The 16,522-nt window shown below is 62.6% G+C and carries 13 protein-coding genes and 1 pseudogene; 10 read left to right on the plus strand and 4 right to left on the minus strand.

What is annotated here, in order from left to right; all coding sequences use genetic code 11:
- Positions 1 to 81: 81 nt before the first annotated feature.
- Positions 82 to 2,490 carry a 3-keto-alpha-glucoside-1,2-lyase-like domain-containing protein gene (locus X268_RS09415; protein ID WP_128924682.1) on the plus strand — a complete coding sequence of 803 codons (2,409 nt, stop codon included), beginning with the start codon at positions 82 to 84 and terminating at the stop codon, positions 2,488 to 2,490.
- 140 nt (positions 2,491 to 2,630) lie between these two features.
- On the opposite strand, the gene X268_RS09420 is transcribed toward X268_RS09415, so the two are convergent.
- Positions 2,631 to 3,050, minus strand: a complete 420-nt coding sequence (locus X268_RS09420; protein ID WP_128924683.1) for a GFA family protein — start codon at positions 3,048 to 3,050, stop codon at positions 2,631 to 2,633.
- Positions 3,051 to 3,312: 262 nt separating this feature from the next.
- Here X268_RS09420 and X268_RS09425 point away from each other — a divergent pair, with 262 nt between their 5' ends.
- Genes X268_RS09425 through X268_RS09440 form a run of 4 tightly spaced genes read left to right on the plus strand, consistent with a single transcriptional unit; the run spans position 3,313 to position 7,459 of the window.
- Positions 3,313 to 3,630 carry an ArsR/SmtB family transcription factor gene (locus X268_RS09425; protein WP_128924684.1) on the plus strand — a complete coding sequence of 106 codons (318 nt, stop codon included), beginning with the start codon at positions 3,313 to 3,315 and terminating at the stop codon, positions 3,628 to 3,630.
- Positions 3,631 to 3,679: 49 nt separating this feature from the next.
- Complete coding sequence (locus tag X268_RS09430) at positions 3,680 to 5,041, plus strand: NAD(P)-binding domain-containing protein (RefSeq protein WP_128924685.1); 1,362 nt, start codon at positions 3,680 to 3,682, stop codon at positions 5,039 to 5,041.
- A complete protein-coding gene (locus tag X268_RS09435; protein WP_164937628.1) occupies positions 5,038 to 6,225 on the plus strand; it encodes an MFS transporter in 1,188 nt (395 codons plus the stop codon). Before X268_RS09430 ends, X268_RS09435 begins: the two co-directional genes overlap by 4 nt.
- 55 nt (positions 6,226 to 6,280) lie before the next feature.
- Positions 6,281 to 7,459 carry an MFS transporter gene (locus X268_RS09440; RefSeq protein WP_128929200.1) on the plus strand — a complete coding sequence of 393 codons (1,179 nt, stop codon included), beginning with the start codon at positions 6,281 to 6,283 and terminating at the stop codon, positions 7,457 to 7,459.
- Positions 7,460 to 7,484: 25 nt separating this feature from the next.
- Here the strand turns inward: X268_RS09440 and X268_RS09445 are convergent, their stop codons facing one another.
- The gene (locus X268_RS09445) at positions 7,485 to 8,276 is read right to left on the minus strand and encodes an IclR family transcriptional regulator (RefSeq protein WP_128924687.1); all 792 of its coding nucleotides are present in this window, start codon (positions 8,274 to 8,276) and stop codon (positions 7,485 to 7,487) included.
- Between the two features lie 172 nt (positions 8,277 to 8,448).
- Between X268_RS09445 and X268_RS09450 the strand changes: the two genes are divergently transcribed.
- The 5 genes from X268_RS09450 (at position 8,449) to X268_RS09470 (ending at position 13,036) form a co-directional block, all read left to right on the plus strand.
- Complete coding sequence (locus X268_RS09450) at positions 8,449 to 9,609, plus strand: aminotransferase class V-fold PLP-dependent enzyme (RefSeq protein ID WP_128924688.1); 1,161 nt, start codon at positions 8,449 to 8,451, stop codon at positions 9,607 to 9,609.
- Between the two features lie 124 nt (positions 9,610 to 9,733).
- On the plus strand, positions 9,734 to 10,636 hold the full coding sequence (locus tag X268_RS09455) for an amino acid ABC transporter substrate-binding protein (RefSeq protein ID WP_128924689.1): 903 nt from the start codon (positions 9,734 to 9,736) through the stop codon (positions 10,634 to 10,636).
- A gap of 112 nt (positions 10,637 to 10,748) precedes the next feature.
- A complete protein-coding gene (locus X268_RS09460; RefSeq protein WP_128924690.1) occupies positions 10,749 to 11,543 on the plus strand; it encodes an amino acid ABC transporter permease in 795 nt (264 codons plus the stop codon).
- Positions 11,540 to 12,235 carry an amino acid ABC transporter permease gene (locus X268_RS09465; RefSeq protein WP_128924691.1) on the plus strand — a complete coding sequence of 232 codons (696 nt, stop codon included), beginning with the start codon at positions 11,540 to 11,542 and terminating at the stop codon, positions 12,233 to 12,235. Before X268_RS09460 ends, X268_RS09465 begins: the two co-directional genes overlap by 4 nt.
- A gap of 30 nt (positions 12,236 to 12,265) precedes the next feature.
- Complete coding sequence (locus X268_RS09470; protein ID WP_128924692.1) at positions 12,266 to 13,036, plus strand: amino acid ABC transporter ATP-binding protein; 771 nt, start codon at positions 12,266 to 12,268, stop codon at positions 13,034 to 13,036.
- A 1,159-nt stretch (positions 13,037 to 14,195) separates the two neighbouring features.
- On the opposite strand, the pseudogene X268_RS40005 reads toward X268_RS09470, so the two are convergent.
- Positions 14,196 to 14,510, minus strand: a pseudogene (locus tag X268_RS40005) (winged helix-turn-helix domain-containing protein); the annotation flags it as partial.
- A gap of 338 nt (positions 14,511 to 14,848) precedes the next feature.
- The gene (locus X268_RS09480) at positions 14,849 to 16,480 is read right to left on the minus strand and encodes a winged helix-turn-helix domain-containing tetratricopeptide repeat protein (protein ID WP_245477824.1); all 1,632 of its coding nucleotides are present in this window, start codon (positions 16,478 to 16,480) and stop codon (positions 14,849 to 14,851) included.
- Positions 16,481 to 16,522: the final 42 nt, after the last annotated feature.

Here is a 16,522-nt window from a genome sequence, read left to right on the forward strand (position 1 = left end):
GCCGCCCTCACAGCGGAGCGTGACGTGGCCGGACGAACGTCCGGTTTGCTGCGGCATTAACGCCTTGAAAGGAGCTCTCCCATGCTGACCTTTCTTCAACACGACCCTTCCACCCCCGTCGATATCCAGGATACGGATTTCACGCGCGATCTGCTCGGCCGGTATGTGTGCAGTACATTCGACGAAGTGATGAACAACGGCGGGAGGCCATTCGATGTCGTGGGGATCGGCGCCGGCATGTTCGGCGCTTATGCGGCGAACAAGATCTATCGCAGAGGTGCCGACCAGAACCTCCGGGTGCTCCTGCTCGACGCGGGAGGCTATCTTGCTCCGACGCATGTGCAGAACATGCCGCATCTGGGCCTGAATGCGCCGGATACCGTGTTGGTGACCCGCAATGATCAAGATCGGGGTGCGCGCAACGGCGTCTGGGGCATTCCTTGGCACAGCAACGAGCCGTTCACCGGCCTCGCTTACTGCCCCGGAGGACGCTCTCTATTCTGGGGCGGCTGGGCGCCGCGGCTCATGCCGGCCGACCTCGCGACGTGGCCCAAAGACGTGCGCGCTTTTCTGATGGCGGCCTATGCTGACGTGGAGCGCGAGATCGGCGTGCAGGACAAAGTGGACTATCTATCGGGTCCGCTCAACGCGGCGCTCAATGCGCAGTTGCAGGCCGTAGCGTCAGGCACGAGTGCGATCATTCCTGACGTCACGCTGGACGTTGTCGAAGAAGCACCGATCGCGGTGCAGGCGAGCTCCCCGGGCCCCGGGCTCTTTTCGTTCGACAAGTTCAGCAGCGGACCCATGCTCCTCGAAAGTATTCGGGACGATATCGCCAGGCGCTGGACCTTGAACGATAACTCGCGGCGGCGCTTCTTCCTCGTTCCACGGTGTCACGTGATCCGGCTGCGCAATAGCGGAGGCAGGGTCACCGGGATCGATCTCACCTACAATGGCCAATTTCGATCGCTTTCCGCTCCGTCCAACCTCAGTCCCGATTGCCAGATCGTGGTCGCGGCGGGAACGATTGAATCGACACGACTGGCCATCGAGTCGTTTCCGGTGACGCGTGGCGCGTACGGCATGGGCGCCAATTTCATGGCGCATCTGCGCACCAATCTCACAGTGCGCGTTAAACGCAGCGCGCTCGGGCTTGCCGTAGCGACAACCCTTGAGCAGGGCGGCGCGATCGTGCGTGGTGAGATCACGAATCCGGACGGAAGCAAACGGCGCTATCATGTACAGGTCCTGGCATCGGCCGAGAAGGGGCAGAATCCGGAAGCGACGATGTGGACGATGGTGCCCGACGTCGACCTCTTGCGAAACCTGCTTTCCAACGAGGACCCGGACTGGGTGGCCATCGTCTTCCGCGGCCTTGGCGAGATGGACGGCGATAGGACGGCCGGCCCCGGCGGCGCCACGAGTTTCATCAATCTTACCAATGCGGCCGATCCGCTTCAAAATGATGGCATGAGCGCGCGTGCATGGGTTAATTTCACGCCGACGCCGCATGACTATGCGGCTTGGGCCAAACTCGCCGCCGCAGCTGTCAAGTTGGCCGAACGCCTCGGCAAGACCGCCGGTGATGTCGAGTACCTCTACAATGGCGGCTGGCAAAGCGCTCCGCCACCCGACCCGTTTGCTGCCACCAAGGACCAACTCGGCAACACTCATCATGAAGCGGGCACGCTGTGGATGGGCGACGATCCAACCACGTCGATTACAGATCCCACCGGGCGATTTCATCATGTCTCGAATGCCTACGTTGCGGGCCCTGCCTTGTTCCCCACGGTCGGCTCAGCGAACCCGTCATTGACGGGCCTTGCGCTCGCGCGTCTGACGAGCGCGGCGGTCGTTTCGGCATTGACGCCGGCGCCTTCGGCACGTTCCAAGCCACTATACGCCGGGAGTCTGGCGGATTGGCAGATGTCGGGAGGCGGAAGCTTCCTGCAGGTGTACGACATTCTCGAGTCTGTCGGGGGGCCCGGCTTGCTGTGGTATACGCGCGAGAGCTTCTCCGACTTCGTGCTCGAGCTCGAATGGCAATACGCGAATCGCACCGACAATTCCGGTGTATTCATCCGCGTGCCCAACTTGAACAGCTCGAATCAAAACGATTGGGCCGCCGCAATCGATCAGGGCTACGAAATCCAGATCGACCCGCGTGGGTACAACTCCGAAAAAAACAAGGAGAACGATCCTTTGCGCAGCACCGGCGCGATCTACAACATCAGTGCGCCGACCCGCACCGATGTTGCGAAAGGCCCATGGCAGTGGAATACGTTCGTCATCGAGGCGGTCGGCAGCCGCATCAAGGTGACGCTGAACGATGTCGTCGTGAACGATTTTATTGATCCAAAACCCAGATCACTGCGGGGTCATATCGCGCTGCAAAACCATCACGATGGTTCGAAGGTGCAATTCCGCAACATTCGCATCAAAGCGGTGTTGCCGGGGGTCACCGAGTTGCCTGTCGCGAGGGTGGCTTGATCTTTTCGAGCCCCGCGCAATTGTAGGGCGCTCATGGCGCCCCGCGCCGCGTCGCCGCCGGGACTCGCGACCGGACGACGTCGGTTCCGGTCGCGGCTAAGGAAAAGATAAAGATCGTCCTTGTCTGCCCGAGCCGGTGATCACGTCTCGCCGCTAGGCTGCGGCGGGAAGCGCTCGAACGTCGGCAACTGGTGCGCATGCTCCATCCAGCGCAGGCGCTCGGCGACCTGGACCTGCATCGTCGGCGGCACGGCCTCGGGATCGTCAAAGGTCGCGCTCTGAACGTCGATGAGCCCGCGCATAAGGTCGGCATTGTCGTAGAACAGGCCGGTTCCGCAGTTGCCGCAAAAATACCGCCGGACATGTTCCGAGGAACGGTACACCTTCGGTTTGCCCCTGGTCACCTTGACGGCACTCTCCGCGTACATCGTCCAGCCCACCACCGGCGCCCCGGCATGGAGTCGGCAATCGCGGCAGTGGCACAGCGCGTGCACGATCGCCTCGCCCTCGACCTCGTAGCGGATTGCGCCGCAGTGACAGCCGCCGGTGATGGTGCTCATGCGTTCCTCCGACCGAAGATTGGTTCGCCGATCGATAGCTCTCGAAAGATGCCGGTTCAACGACTCAATCGATGAGCGATTTGCGTCCTACTGTCGCGTGACACCTGCTGCCATCATCCGCTGATGCTCTATCGAACGCAGAGGGCGGAGCACGCGTGCAGAGAGGGCCCAGCCGCGCCGCCCCTTCGACGCGAGGATCATTATTCCAATATTCTAGAAATATGGTTTGACATCCGGCGTGCGAAGGCGCATCTTGCAAGCCATGAAGATCGACGACGCAGCTCAACGTCTGGAGGCCCTGGGTAACCGGACGCGGCTCCAAATCTACCGCGCCCTGGTCCGGGCAGGACATTCGGGCATGCCCGTCGGTCGGCTGCAGGAGAAGCTGAAAATTCCGGCGTCCACGCTCTCGCATCACATCAAGACCCTGGTCGCTGTTGGGCTCGTCAGTCAGGTCAGGGAATCGACGACGTTGATCTGCCACGCGAACTTCGACGCGATGCGGGGCCTGGTCGACTTCCTGGCAGCGGAATGCTGCGCCGACGAAGCCGGCTGCAAGGGCGCGCAAACGGCCGCGTGATCTATTTGCTCAATTATTCGATGGTTCTAGAAAGATGGGAGAAGTTGGAATGAACAGCAAGACGGTCGCCATCATCGGAGCCGGGCCGGTTGGCCTCGCTGCAGCTGCTCACGTGCTCGAACGCGGCATGTCTCCCATCGTGCTCGAAGCCGGGCCCGAAGCCGCCCATGCGGTGCGTCAATGGCAGCATGTCCAGCTGTTCTCGCCGTGGGAGTACAATGTCGACAAGGCGGCGGCCAGGCTGCTCGCGCCGACGGGGTGGAATTCGCCGGAGCCTCACGCCTATCCGACCGGCGGCGAGCTGATCGAGCGATATCTCGCCCCGCTCGCAACACGCACGCTGCTGCGCGAGATGATCCGGACCTCGAGCCGGGTCACGGCGATCAGCCGCGCCGGCTTCGACAAGGCGAAAACGAAGGGCAGAGAGCGGGCGCCGTTCGAAATCCGGTATCAGAACGGCAAGGGGCCCGAGGTGCTGCGCGCCGATGCCGTCATCGACATCTCAGGCACGTGGTTCTCTCCCAATCCGGCCGGCAGCAACGGTTTGCCTGCGATCGGCGAACGCGAGCAGGCCAAGCGCATCGCCTATGGCATGCCGGATGTGCGGGGCACTGAGCGTGCCAGATACGCCGGCAAGACCGTTGCCGTGCTCGGTGCCGGCCATTCTGCCTTGGGCACGCTCATCGATGTCGTGCAGCTCGCGGGCGAGGCGCCAGGCACGCAGGCGATCTGGCTGTTGCGCGGCACCGATCCCGCAAAGGCGTTCGGTGGCGGCAGCAATGACAAGCTGGCGGCGCGCGGCCAGCTGGGCTCCACCTTCGCCGCGCTCGTGGCCGCCGGCAAGATCAAGGTCGAGACCGGATTCGGTGTTACGCATCTCTCGGACTCCGAAGGCCGCCTCAGGATTTCGGCAGGCAGCTGTTGTGGCGCGCAGAGTGTGGTGGCGGGCGAACTGATCGTCTCGACCGGGTTCCGTCCCGATCTGTCATTCCTGTCCGAGCTGCGGCTGCGGCTCGATCCGGCGATCGAGGCCCCGGTCGCGCTCGCGCCGCTGATCGATCCCAACGAGCATAGCTGCGGCACGGTCCGGCCTCACGGCGCGCGTGAGCTCGCGCATGACGAGCCGGGTTTCTATCTCGCCGGCATGAAGTCCTACGGTCGTGCGCCGACCTTCCTGATGATGACCGGATACGAACAGGTCCGCTCGATCGCGGCCGACATCGCCGGCGACAAGAAGGCTGCTGCACGGGTCGAACTCGTGCTGCCGGAGACCGGCGTCTGCACGCGCGCCGGTGTCGAGGCGGCGGGTGCGGGATGCTGCGGCGGTCCGGCAAAGGATGAATCCTTGCCCTCCCGCGCCGCCGATGAAACCGTCAAGACCGCAGGTCGTGCGGGGTGCGGCTGCTCATGACGCAGGTCCCAGCGGGCCGGGTAGCAGGTCCGCTCGCAATTGTCTTTGCACTCGGAACCGCGCAGACCATTGCGTGGGCGTCGAGCTATTATCCCCCCGCCATTCTGGCGGCGCCGATTGCGCGCGATCTCGGTCTTGCGCCGACCTACGTGTTCGGCGCGCTCTCGGGAGCGCTCATCATTTCCGGCCTGCTCGGGCCGCGCGTGGGGCATGCCATCGATACGTTCGGAGGGCGCGGCCTGCTTGCCGTCTCGAACCTCGTCTTCGTGGCGGGCTTGCTCCTCCTGTCGGTAGCTCATGGCATTGCGGTGCTGATTGCAGCCTGGGTGTTGCTCGGGATCGGCATGGGCATGGGCCTCTATGAAGCAGCCTTCGCGACGCTTGCGCGCATCTATGGCAGCAACGCGCGACGTACCATCACCGGCATCACCTTGATCGCAGGTTTTGCCAGCACGCTCGGCTGGCCTCTCACGACGTGGCTGGCCGCCGAATATGACTGGCGCGTCGCCTGCCAGGCATGGGCGGCGATCCATATCTGTCTGGCGCTGCCGCTCAATCTGTCGCTGCCGCGCGCCGTTCCATGGGACCAGCAGCCTCGGCCGGATCCGGGCGCGAGCCAGAGATCTGGCCGGCAAAGCGAGACGTTCGCGATGGTGCTGCTGGCTTACATGTTTGCGGCAGCGAGTTTTGTCAGCTCGGGTGTCTCGGCCATTCTACCGACCATGCTGGTGGCGTTCGGCGCGACGCCAGCGCAGGCCCTGCTCGCAGGTGCACTGGTTGGGCCTGCACAGGTCGGTGCCCGCCTTTTGGAAGCAGGGTGGCTCGGCCGGTTTCATCCGCTGTTGTCGGCGCGGCTCGCCCTGCTGATGAACCCGATCGGCGTGGTTGCTTTGGTCGCGGGCGGCCCCGTGCTCGCATCGACTTTCACGGTGCTGTATGGAGCAGGCAACGGCATCATCACCATTGCCCGCGGCACGCTTCCTTTGGCGCTGTTCGGGCCCGCGGGCTTCGGCAGACGCGTTGGCATGATCGCGCTGCCGTCGCGGGCTACGGGCGCGCTTGCGCCACTTGCACTTGGGGTGATGGTGGAGCAGTTCGGCAGCAGCGCGCTATGGATCAGCGCGCTGGCCTCGATCTCCGCTTTCCTTGCGCTTTTATTGCTGCGTGCAGACCAGACAAGATAGGGACCGAGGGGAGGCGAGCATTCGGAGCTTGAGCGGGTGGCCGCTGGTTGCGGTGATGTGCGTCGGCCAGCTCGGCAATCTGCTGCCGCACGTGACGCTGTCCGCGAATTTGGCGCAGCATCTGATGCCGGCGTGGGGGCTGTCCGCAGCCGAAGGCGGGCTGATGGCGAGCGGCTATGCGTTCGGCTACATGCTCGCCGTCCCCGTGCTGACGACGCTGACCGATCGCATTGACGCACGGATCGTGCTGCTGTGCGGCTCCGTGATCAGTGGTCTGGCGACCATAGCTTTCGGCATCTTTGCCCAAGGGTTCTGGTCGGGCACCATCATCTGGTCGCTCGCCGGATTGGGCTTTGCCGGCGCCTACATGCCGGGCCTGAAGGCGCTGACGGACCGCTTGCCGGCCGGCGACGCCTCGCGCGCGGTGACGCTGTACACCTCCAGCTTCTCGGTCGGCGTCGGCCTGTCCTTCCTGGTCGCGCAAGTGCTTGCTGATCGCTGGGGATGGCGGACCGCCTTCGACGTCACCGGCGCCGGCCCCATCGCGATGGTGATCGCATGTCTTCTGATCGAGGGCCGCCGACCTGCTCCGAAGACGGGGCGGCTGTTGAACTTTTCACCCGTCTTCGCCAATCGCGAGGCGCTCGGCTACATCCTCGGCTACGGCGCGCATTGCTTCGAGCTCTATGGCATTCGCACCTGGCTGGTCGGGTTCTGGACGTTTGTCGTGGCGCATCAAGATGCGCCGTCGTGGCTGAGCCCCGTCGTGCTGAGCTTCTGCTTCGCGGTGATCTCGATGCCCGCCAGCATCCTCGGCAACGAGGCCGCTCTCAAATTTGGACGGCATCGCGCCATCACGGTCGTGATGGTCGCATCGGCCTGCGTCGCGCTGGTGATTGGCCTCAACGCGACGGCTCCGGCATGGGTGCTCGCGCTGCTGCTGATGCTGTACGGTCTGACCGTGCCGGCGGATTCAGGTGCGCTGACCGCAGGCATGTCGGCTGCGGCCGTCTCCGAGCATCGCGGTGCGACGCTGGCCCTGCACTCTACGGTTGGCTTCGGCTTGTCGGCCGCCGGTGCGTGGGGAACCGGCGTCGCGCTCGACATGGCCGGCGGCCCGCAGAGCGCGAGCGGCTGGCTGCTGGTGTTCACCGTGCTGGCGGCCGGAATCGCGCTGGGACCGCTGGCGCTGCTGTGGGCGCGGATGAAGTCGCGAGACGGCTTCGGGTCTTGAACGCGGGGGTATCGATCAGGCTGGATTAGACATTCCCTGGCGCATCGCTTGCGTCATCTCCGAGGATCGTCTCCGAGAGCAGTGCGGCGGCCTTCTGCAGTGGAGCGATGAACCGATCCAGCTCGGTGAAGCTCACGCGCGCCACGGGAACGGACACACCCAGGCACGCGATCAGCTCGCGATCCGGGGAGAGGATGGGAACGGCGCAGCCGACGACGCCGCGCACATACTCCTCGTTGGTCTTGGCCCAGCCGCGCTTGCGGGTCTCGTTAAGCACCTGCATCAGGCGCTCGACATCGACGATCGTCGTGTCGGTATATTGCGTCAGGGCGAGAGCGCGGCACAGTTTTTCGCGCGCCCGCACGGGCAGGCGGCTCATGTAGATCTTGCCGGTCGACGTGCAATGGAGCGGGGCCGCTTCGCCGGGATTGAACTGGAGACCTTGCGGTTGTGACACGCGGACACTGTCGACATACGCAACGACATTGTCCCGCACCACCCCGATCTCGCATTGCTCGCCGATTTCGGCGGCGACGGCGCGGAGCACCGCGTGCCGGCGCGCGGTGCGGAAAGCTGCGCCGATGACCTTGGCCGACAGCGTGACCAGTTGATTGCCGACCACGTAGCGCTTCGTTCCCACGGCTTTCTGAAGCAGTCCGCGCTGCTCCAGATTCCCGATGAGCCGGTGCGCCGTCGGCAGCGGCAGGGACAGTGCAGCGGCGATGTCCGCGACCGAGGCTGCCCTGGTCTGGCTGGCAACATAGCCAATGACCGCGAAGGCGCGGTCCAGCGGCCCGTCGGCGCTCAGCTGCTGCATTTCGCGGTCTCCATCCGGATATCCAGTAAATTATCATTTTTCGGAATAAAAACTACTGAAATATGAAAGTTTCTATAGGCGAGTTCGCGCCTTGCCCATATCGTTGGCGTTGCGAGGCGGTGAACAGGATTTGTGCAGTACGCGCCGCCGCGGACGCGCTCAGGAGATCGGGATGTCAGGCCATTACGACGTCGAAGCCGTGCGGAAGGAGTTTCCAGCTGCCGAGCGGATCACCTATCTCGACTCCGGTTTCCAGACGCCGCTCGCGCGCCCGGTCAAGGCGGCGATCGATCGTTTCCTCAGCGAAGGTCTCGAGACCGCCGGCCCGAAGAGCGTCTGGCTCGATCGCGTCGAGCAGACCCGCGGCAGGCTGGCGCGGCTCCTGGGCGCATCGGCGGGCGAGATCGCCTTCACCAAGAACACCTCGGAAAGCATGAACATCGCCGCGAACGCGCTGCCGCTGCGCGCCGGCGACAAGGTCGTGATGATCCACGGCGATCACCCGAACAACGCCTACGCGTTCCTCAATCTGCGGCGCAAGGGCGTCACCGTCGAATTCGTGCCGATGACGGAGATCGTCAATGCCGGCAGTCTTCGTCCCTACATCGATGCGAGCACGCGGGCGATCTCGATGTCGCAGGTGACGTTCCATGCCGGTCACCGTTTCGACGTCGAAAGCATCGGCGCCCTCTGCGCGGAGAAGGGGCTCTATTTCATCGTCGATGTGATGCAGGCGATCGGCGTCGTGCCGATCGATGCCAAGGCGATGCGCGCGACCTTCATCGGTTCGGGCAGTCACAAGGGTCTGCTCGTGCCGCAAGGGCTGGGTCTCCTGTATTGGGACAAGTCCAGGACCGAGCTCGAGCCGGCTTATCTCGCGGCCGCGAGCCTTGCGGACGTCCCGGCCGATCTTATCGCTCGAGCTGACAAGCTCGATCTTGCCCCGAGCGCGCGCCGCTTCGAGCTCGGCAATTTCAATCTTCCGGCGATCCATGCGCTCGGTGCCTCGCTCGACATGATCGAAGCGCTGGGCGTGGAGAACATCCAGAACCACTGCTTCGATCTCGGGGACCATCTCATCGCCCGGCTCGACGCGCTGGGCGTTCGTCTGGTCGGCCCTCGCGGGCGGCAGCATCGCGCCCCGCACATCTACGTCATCGCACTGCCCGCCGCCGAATGGCTCGGCCATTTCGAGCAGAACGGGGTTCGCGTGTCGCCGGAACGGGACGGCATTCGCGTGTCGTTCGGGATGTTCAACACGATCGCCGACGTCGACCGCCTGATCGAGATCATCCAGCGGCGCGGCGTGAAGCCATCATCGAGGGCCGCCTAAAGCATGATCCGGAAAAGTGCGAAGCGGTTTTCCGGAAGGATCATGCGTAAAACAACAACCTGAAGCGCGATGACGATTCATCGCAATCTCAGCGCGCTTTAGGCTGTCCATCAAGGAGACGTACATGACCAATTTTGCGCGTGTCTTGAGCATTCTGTCCGGCCTCGCGGTCGTCGGCATCGTCGGTGGACCCGCGGCTGCCGCCGACAGTCCCACGCTCGCCAGGATCAAATCCAATGGCGCCATCACCATCGGCCACCGCGAGGCCTCGATACCGTTCTCCTATCTCGGTCCCGACCGGAAGCCGATCGGCTTTTCGCTCGATCTCTGTGCGGCCATCGTCGAGCGCATCAAGGCGGAGACCGGCCTGCCCAATCTCAAGGTCAATTACGTTCCGGTGAACTCGTCCAACCGCATCCCGCTGATCCAGAGCGGCACCGTCGATATCGAGTGCGGCGGCACCGCGAATGACAAGAAGAGACAGGAGCAGGTCTCGTTTTCCGTCGCCACCTTCGTCAGCCAGCCGCGCTGGCTGGTCAAGGCGGATAGCGGCCTGAAGACGGCCGGCGATCTCAAGGGCAAGACCATCGTCGTCACCCAGGGCTCCAATGCCGTCGGCTTCGCGCAGGGTGTGAATGCGAAGGAGCAGCTCGGCTTCAACATCGTGCAGGCCAAGGATCATGCCGAATCCTTCCTGATGCTGAACACCGGCCGCGCGGCTGCCTTCATGGAAGACGATATTCTCCTCGCGGGCCTCAAGGCCGCGGCTCCGAAGCCGGATGCGCTGATATTTCTCCCCGAGGGCTACGCCAAGATCTATTATGGCCTGATGTTCACGAAGGGCGATACCGGCTTCAAGGCGCTGGTCGACGACGTCCTGTCGAAGCAGATGGCGTCGGGCCAGTTCGAGAAGACCTACGCCAAATGGTTCACGAGGCCAATTCCGCCCAAGAATGAGAACCTGGCATTCCCGCTGACGGTCGAGCTCACGGAACGGATCGCACACCCCAGCGACGCGGTCGATTAGAGCGTTTTCGAGCGAAGTGGATTCCGGTTCGCGTCAAGAAAACGCGTCAAAACGAGAATCCACTTCGCGCCAAGGCGAAGACTGTCCCGCAAACCGAGCCCTAAGGTTCGCCATGTTTGCAGTGCTTCTTGAAAAGACCGCGGATGGCCAGCGCTATATCGACTGGCTGGTGTCGGGCCTCGGCTGGACCCTGGCGCTGGCGTTCTTCGGCTGGGGGATTGCCTTCGCGGTCGGGGTGATCGTCGGCATCGGCCGCACCGTGCAGAACCGGGCCGTCGCGGCGCTTGCCCGCCTGTATGTGGAGATCTTCCGCAACATCCCCGTGCTGGTGCAGATGTTTCTCTGGTATTTCGTCCTGCCGGAGATCCTTCCCGCCGCGCTCGGCAACGCCATCAAGCAAATTCCGCCGCCCTGGGGATCGTTCTTTCCGGCGCTCGTGTGTCTCGGTCTCTACACCGCCGCACGGATCGCCGAACAGGTTCGTGCCGGGATCGAGGCGCTGCCGAAGGGACAGGTCGAGGCGGCAAGCGCGCTCGGGCTCGGCGGCTATCTGACCTATCGCCATGTCATCGTGCCGCAGGCGCTGCGCCTGATCATCCCGAGCCTGACCAGCGAGGTGATGGGCATCTACAAGAACACCTCGGTCGCACTCACGATCGGGCTGATGGAGCTGACCGCGCAGGCCCGCCAGATCAGCGAAGCGACGTTTCAGACGTTCACCGCTTTCGGCGCCGCGACGCTTGTCTACCTCGCGCTGGCGCTCATCGCCTATCAGGGGATGGCGCTGATCGACAGGGCCGTGCGCATTCCGGGCACGGACCGTGCGGACGATGCCGTCAAGCCGGCCGCGACGCAAGCCACCCAGCCGATCGGCTCGCTGCCTGACGCGATGGAGGGCGTGAAATGAACAGCCTCGATTTCTCCGTTGTCCTTCAGGCGTGGCCTTACCTCTGGTCGGGCCTGCTGTTTTCGCTGGCGCTAACCGCTGTTGCCTTCGTCGTCGGCCTGGTGCTCGGCACTTGCCTGGCGCTGGTGCAGCACTTCGATGTGCCCGTGCTCGGCAAGATCGTGCGTGGCTATGTCGCCCTGATGCGCTCGATCCCGCTGATCCTGGTTCTGTTCTGGTTCTTCTTCCTGGTGCCGATCGTGCTCGGCCATCTCAGTGGCAACGGACGGCCGGTCCCGATCGGCGCCACCTGGACGGCGTTCATCACCTTCGGCCTGTTCGAGGCCGCCTATTATTCGGAAATCATCCGCGTCGGATTGCGTGCGGTGAACCGGGGGCAGTTCGAGGCCTGCCAGGCGCTCGCATTGTCCACCTTCGACACCTATCGCTCCGTGATCCTGCCGCAGGTGCTCCGCGTCGCCAGCCCGATCATCCTGAGCCAGACCATCATCCTGTTCCAGGACACTTCGCTGGTCTATGTGCTCTCGCTCACCGATCTGCTCGGCGCAGCCTCGAAGCTGGCCCAGCTCAATGGGCGTCTGGTCGAGATGTATCTGGTGATTGCGGTGGTCTACCTCGCGATCAGCTCGGCGGCATCGCAATGCGTGGCGTCCTTACGCAAGCGATATGCAATCGCGGGAATGCGCCGCTAGCGCAACGCGCATCATCCTGGGAGAGAAAAAATGCTTCGGCCTGCTGCGGGGAATAAGACGGAGCCGTCTGCGTCCATCGTCACCGTGGAAAATCTGGTGAAGCGGTTCGGCCATTTCACGGCCCTGAACGATGTCAACCTCACGGTCGCGGCCGGCGAGAAGATCGTGCTGTGCGGTCCCTCGGGCTCGGGCAAGTCGACGTTGATCCGCTGCATCAATCACATCGAGAAGCACGATGCGGGGCGGATCGTCGTCGATGGCGTCGAGCTGACCAACCGGATGGATGACATCAACGACGTCCGACGCGAGGTCGGTATGGTGTTCCAGAGCTTCAACCTGTTTCCGCATCTCTCGGTCGTCGAGAATTGCATGCTGGCGCCGATGAAGGTGCGGGGCCTGTCCCGTGCCGCGGCGCAAGAGCGTGCGATCGGTGTGCTCCGCAAGGTGCGCATCCACGACCAGGCGGACAAATATCCGGGGCAGCTCTCCGGCGGCCAGCAGCAGCGCGTCGCCATCGCGCGGGCGCTGTGCATGCAGCCGAAGATCATGCTGTTCGACGAGCCGACCTCCGGGCTCGACCCGGAGATGGTCAAGGAGGTGCTCGACACCATGGTGGAGCTCGCAAAGGACGGCATGACCATGGTCTGCGTCACCCACGAGATGGGCTTCGCCCGCGAGATCGCGGACCGGGTGGTGTTCATGGATCGTGGCGCGATCGTCGAGGAAGCCGATCCCGAAACCTTCTTCCGCGCGCCGAGGACGGAGCGGGCGAGGGATTTCCTCGGCCAGATCATCCACTAGAGCATGATCCGGAAAAGTGCGAAGCGGTTTTCCGAAATGATCATGCGCAAACAACAACAACCTAAAGCGCGATGACGTTTCGTCCAGAGTGCGGTACTCATAAAACCTACCGCTAGGAGCCGGCGCACCTGATGTCCGCTTGTCCCCCAGCAGCGGCGCGAAAGCGGACGTTATCGGACTTCGGAGAAGGGCCCCGAAGCAGACCTTCCGACGGCGGGGGCAGCTCACTCGAGTACCGGGCGGAGTGCGAGGTATCTCTTCGAGGCACGGACCGGCAAGCTTCGTGACGAACCCACGTTAGTTTGGACCAAACGGTCTATCATCGAACAGATCTTTATAAGATGCAGTGCTCGATTGCGGGCCGCGCTGCCTGTTCGCTCCTCAGGAGCAATCAACTTACGTAAGCTTGATGGTTTGTGCCGATATTCAACGAGCGACTACACTGTTCGATGGCCTCTTCATATTGCCGGAGGTGCAGGTGCGCAACACAGAGAAGCCGGGCCGTGATGTTACCGTGCAACGCAACGAGATTTGTTCGGTCACCGTCGAACCAATCTGACCAAATGGCACGAGCGCTCTGAAGATCAGTTAGTGATACGTTGATCCGTACTTGATCTCCGTTGCGTCGCACGGCACCCTGTAAGGCCCAGCGGATGCCGAGAGCCGATCCAAACTGCTTCAGATCGATCGGTCTATCCTTGTAGATCAAGGCGGTCTCATGCCTAATAACAAAGATGGCGGGCGTTCGCGCCATCTCGATCGTCAGTTCTCGTGTGATGCTGTCGGTAAATTGGTCCTGCTCAGGATCGTTGTTGAGGTTGGCGAAGGGCAGCACCACGATGGAGAGACGAGGCTTAATTTCGGGGATGACCGTCCGTGCCCCTCGGAACTCTTGAGCTTCGTCGACTGCGTCGGTACGGAGCGTCTTCCAGACACTCCAATAGCCGGAAAGACCGCCAGCGATTGCGCCGACCGCAGCGACCGATGCCAGCGCGGCGCCGGCAAGCTTCAATAGGCCTTTGAGGTGACCCTGTCTCTGATGGGATCGGCGTTTGTCCGTTAGCTGTTCAGAAGACGCTCGGACTAGAACCGCTTGCTTTCCGGGCCACCTCGAAAGCTCTAGCTTTTCTGTAGAAGAGGCCATCCCGGCTCCAGTGCACCGATCCGTATCATGCAAGGCGCCTACGAAACGGAATCCCCTGCGTGGAAACGTTTTGATCAAACGCTGTCGTTCGCCGGAGTCGCCGATCGCACGTCGGACAGCATTCAGCCGAGTCGTCAGCGCCGCATCAGATACAATTCGACCATTCCAAATCGCGCCTATGAGATCATCCTTGCTGACCACGCGATCCCTGGTGCGGATCAAATATTCGAGCAGATCGAGGACCTGAGGCGAAGTATGCACAACATCAGGTCCGCGCCGCAACTCACGCAGTTCAGTGTCCAATAAATAGTCCTCAAAGAAATAGCGCATGACTACTCCCTGAGCTTGCCTCAATCCGCAAGAGAGTGCGGCAGCGAATATGGTCCGACCATAAGCGCTAGGATGGCAGAATGTAAACTGGCATCAACGGCGCCCAGTCGCCCTGAGGAAACGTCATTCCGTTAGACTGGTCAGCGTAGCTGCCGCGTTTACCCCGGAGCATCCAACGTGAGATCGGCCTCCTGATATGTCCGCTTTTTTCGCGACGGTTTGGCCATGTTAGGGTTAGGTCCGGTCTACCCCTGACAGCCGACAAATCCTCGGCTGTCAGAGGCGGCAGCGATGGGCCAACTCTGGACCCACTCGATCACGCCGGGGACATTGGAAAGCTACTCGGGCAACCCCGCTTTGCGAAAGCCCTCAATCAACATCTTCGCGGTTTTTGATAGCTGGCTCCTGTCGATCCAAGCCGATATCGTGAAATCAGGATCGACCTCGAGCATATGAGCCGCCGCCTCACGGGCCTCGGCGTCGCGTCCGAGATGCGCGAAAGCGGATGCGAGGCAGCGATATGGTCCCGGATAATAGGGGTTCAGCCGCTGGGCTCTTTTCGCTGCAACGATCGCCTCGTCAAAGCGATGAAGCTCGATAAGCGCAAAGCCCAAACCGGTCAGCGCAGCGAATGTTTCTGGGTCCACCGGGCTCATTCGCATGGCACGTTCAAAGCTCCGGATCGCTTCCTCCGGCTGCCCCGCGATCTTGAGAACCCAGCCTTTGCAGTGCCATGCGCGATATGAATTCGGGTTGAGATGAACCGCCCGATCGGACATCTCGATCTCGGTCTCGCAGCCGCCGACCAAAAGTGCCGATACCAAGGCAGCGCTTGCCAAGGTATCCGGATCGCCATCGTCGAGGCCGAGTGCCAGGCGCATGAGCCGAAGGGCTTCCTCGCGTTCGAATTGAGGCTCGGTGGTGTAGTTCCTGACCACGTTTTCCGCGTGGCAGGCACCAGCGAGAGCGGCTGCAGCAGCAAACCGCGGGTAGAGCTCCAGTGCCCGGTGGATCAGCCGGAGCCCCTCAGCCAACCCTTCGCGGGTCGATGGGCCGACCTGCTGCAGGGCCCGGAGAAAAAGATCATAGGCGGTGAGGTCTTCCGGTCGCCGCCGCGACGCCAGTGCAATTTCCGCTTGAACCAGCTTCGGCCGAATAGCCGAGACAACGGCGAGCGTAAACTCGTCCTGCAGCGCGAAAATGTCCGTCATGTCGCGCTCGAACCTGTCCGCCCAGATGTGCGTGCCCGTAGCCGCATTGATCAACCGGCCCGTGATGCGAACTTTCCCCGACGCCTTGCGCACCTCCCCCTCGAGGACATAGCGCACGCCAAGCCGGCGCCCGACCTCCTTGATGTCGACCGCTTTGCCCTTGAAAGTGAAGCTCGAATTGCGCGCGATCACGAACAACCCTTTGAACCGCGAGAGCGCTGTAGTGATCTCATCAACCATCCCGTCCGCGAAGTACTCTTGCTCGGGATCGCCAGACATGTTCGCGAACGGCAGCACGGCGATGGACGGCCTGTCCGGTAGTGCAGGAGCGCTCTGGGGCGCGTCGTCCGGATTTGGGGCCGCAACATCTCGCACCTCCTGCACCTGTCCGACGAAACGGAAGCCCTTACGCGGTAGTGTTTTGATGAAGCGCTGTTTCTCGCCGGAATCGCCGATTGCACCCCGAACGGCATTCAGACGGGTTGTCAGCGCGGTGTCGGACACGATACGTCCGTTCCAAACGGAGTTGATGAGGTCATCTTTGCTGACGACGCGCTCCCGGTTTCGGATCAGGTAATCAAGCAGATCGAACACCTGAGGTGTGACAACAATCACGTCCGTTGCGCGGTAAAGTTCGCGCCGGTCGGTATCCAATGCGTAGTCCTCAAAGAGATAACGCAAGCGGCCAATCCTTTTCGGTGGCACCAAGCCCGCCAGGAACCCAAAGAATAAGCTGCCGGTAATGAGAATGTAAGCCACCAGTTAAGCGCGCCAGCAGATGTGCTGGCAGCTTTAGCTTGT

Source organism: Bradyrhizobium guangxiense, assembly GCF_004114915.1.
GTDB lineage: Bacteria > Pseudomonadota > Alphaproteobacteria > Rhizobiales > Xanthobacteraceae > Bradyrhizobium > Bradyrhizobium guangxiense.

Coding starts and splice junctions, on each gene's coding strand:
- X268_RS09415 (WP_128924682.1), top strand. CDS start 82: ATGCTGACCTTTCTTCAACACGACCCTTCCACCCCCGTCGATATCCAG.
- X268_RS09445 (WP_128924687.1), bottom strand. CDS start 8,276: ATGCAGCAGCTGAGCGCCGACGGGCCGCTGGACCGCGCCTTCGCGGTC.
- X268_RS09465 (WP_128924691.1), top strand. CDS start 11,540: ATGAACAGCCTCGATTTCTCCGTTGTCCTTCAGGCGTGGCCTTACCTC.
- X268_RS09425 (WP_128924684.1), top strand. CDS start 3,313: ATGAAGATCGACGACGCAGCTCAACGTCTGGAGGCCCTGGGTAACCGG.
- X268_RS09460 (WP_128924690.1), top strand. CDS start 10,749: ATGTTTGCAGTGCTTCTTGAAAAGACCGCGGATGGCCAGCGCTATATC.
- X268_RS09430 (WP_128924685.1), top strand. CDS start 3,680: ATGAACAGCAAGACGGTCGCCATCATCGGAGCCGGGCCGGTTGGCCTC.
- X268_RS09455 (WP_128924689.1), top strand. CDS start 9,734: ATGACCAATTTTGCGCGTGTCTTGAGCATTCTGTCCGGCCTCGCGGTC.
- X268_RS09420 (WP_128924683.1), bottom strand. CDS start 3,050: ATGAGCACCATCACCGGCGGCTGTCACTGCGGCGCAATCCGCTACGAG.
- X268_RS09470 (WP_128924692.1), top strand. CDS start 12,266: ATGCTTCGGCCTGCTGCGGGGAATAAGACGGAGCCGTCTGCGTCCATC.
- X268_RS09435 (WP_164937628.1), top strand. CDS start 5,038: ATGACGCAGGTCCCAGCGGGCCGGGTAGCAGGTCCGCTCGCAATTGTC.
- X268_RS09440 (WP_128929200.1), top strand. CDS start 6,281: ATGTGCGTCGGCCAGCTCGGCAATCTGCTGCCGCACGTGACGCTGTCC.
- X268_RS09450 (WP_128924688.1), top strand. CDS start 8,449: ATGTCAGGCCATTACGACGTCGAAGCCGTGCGGAAGGAGTTTCCAGCT.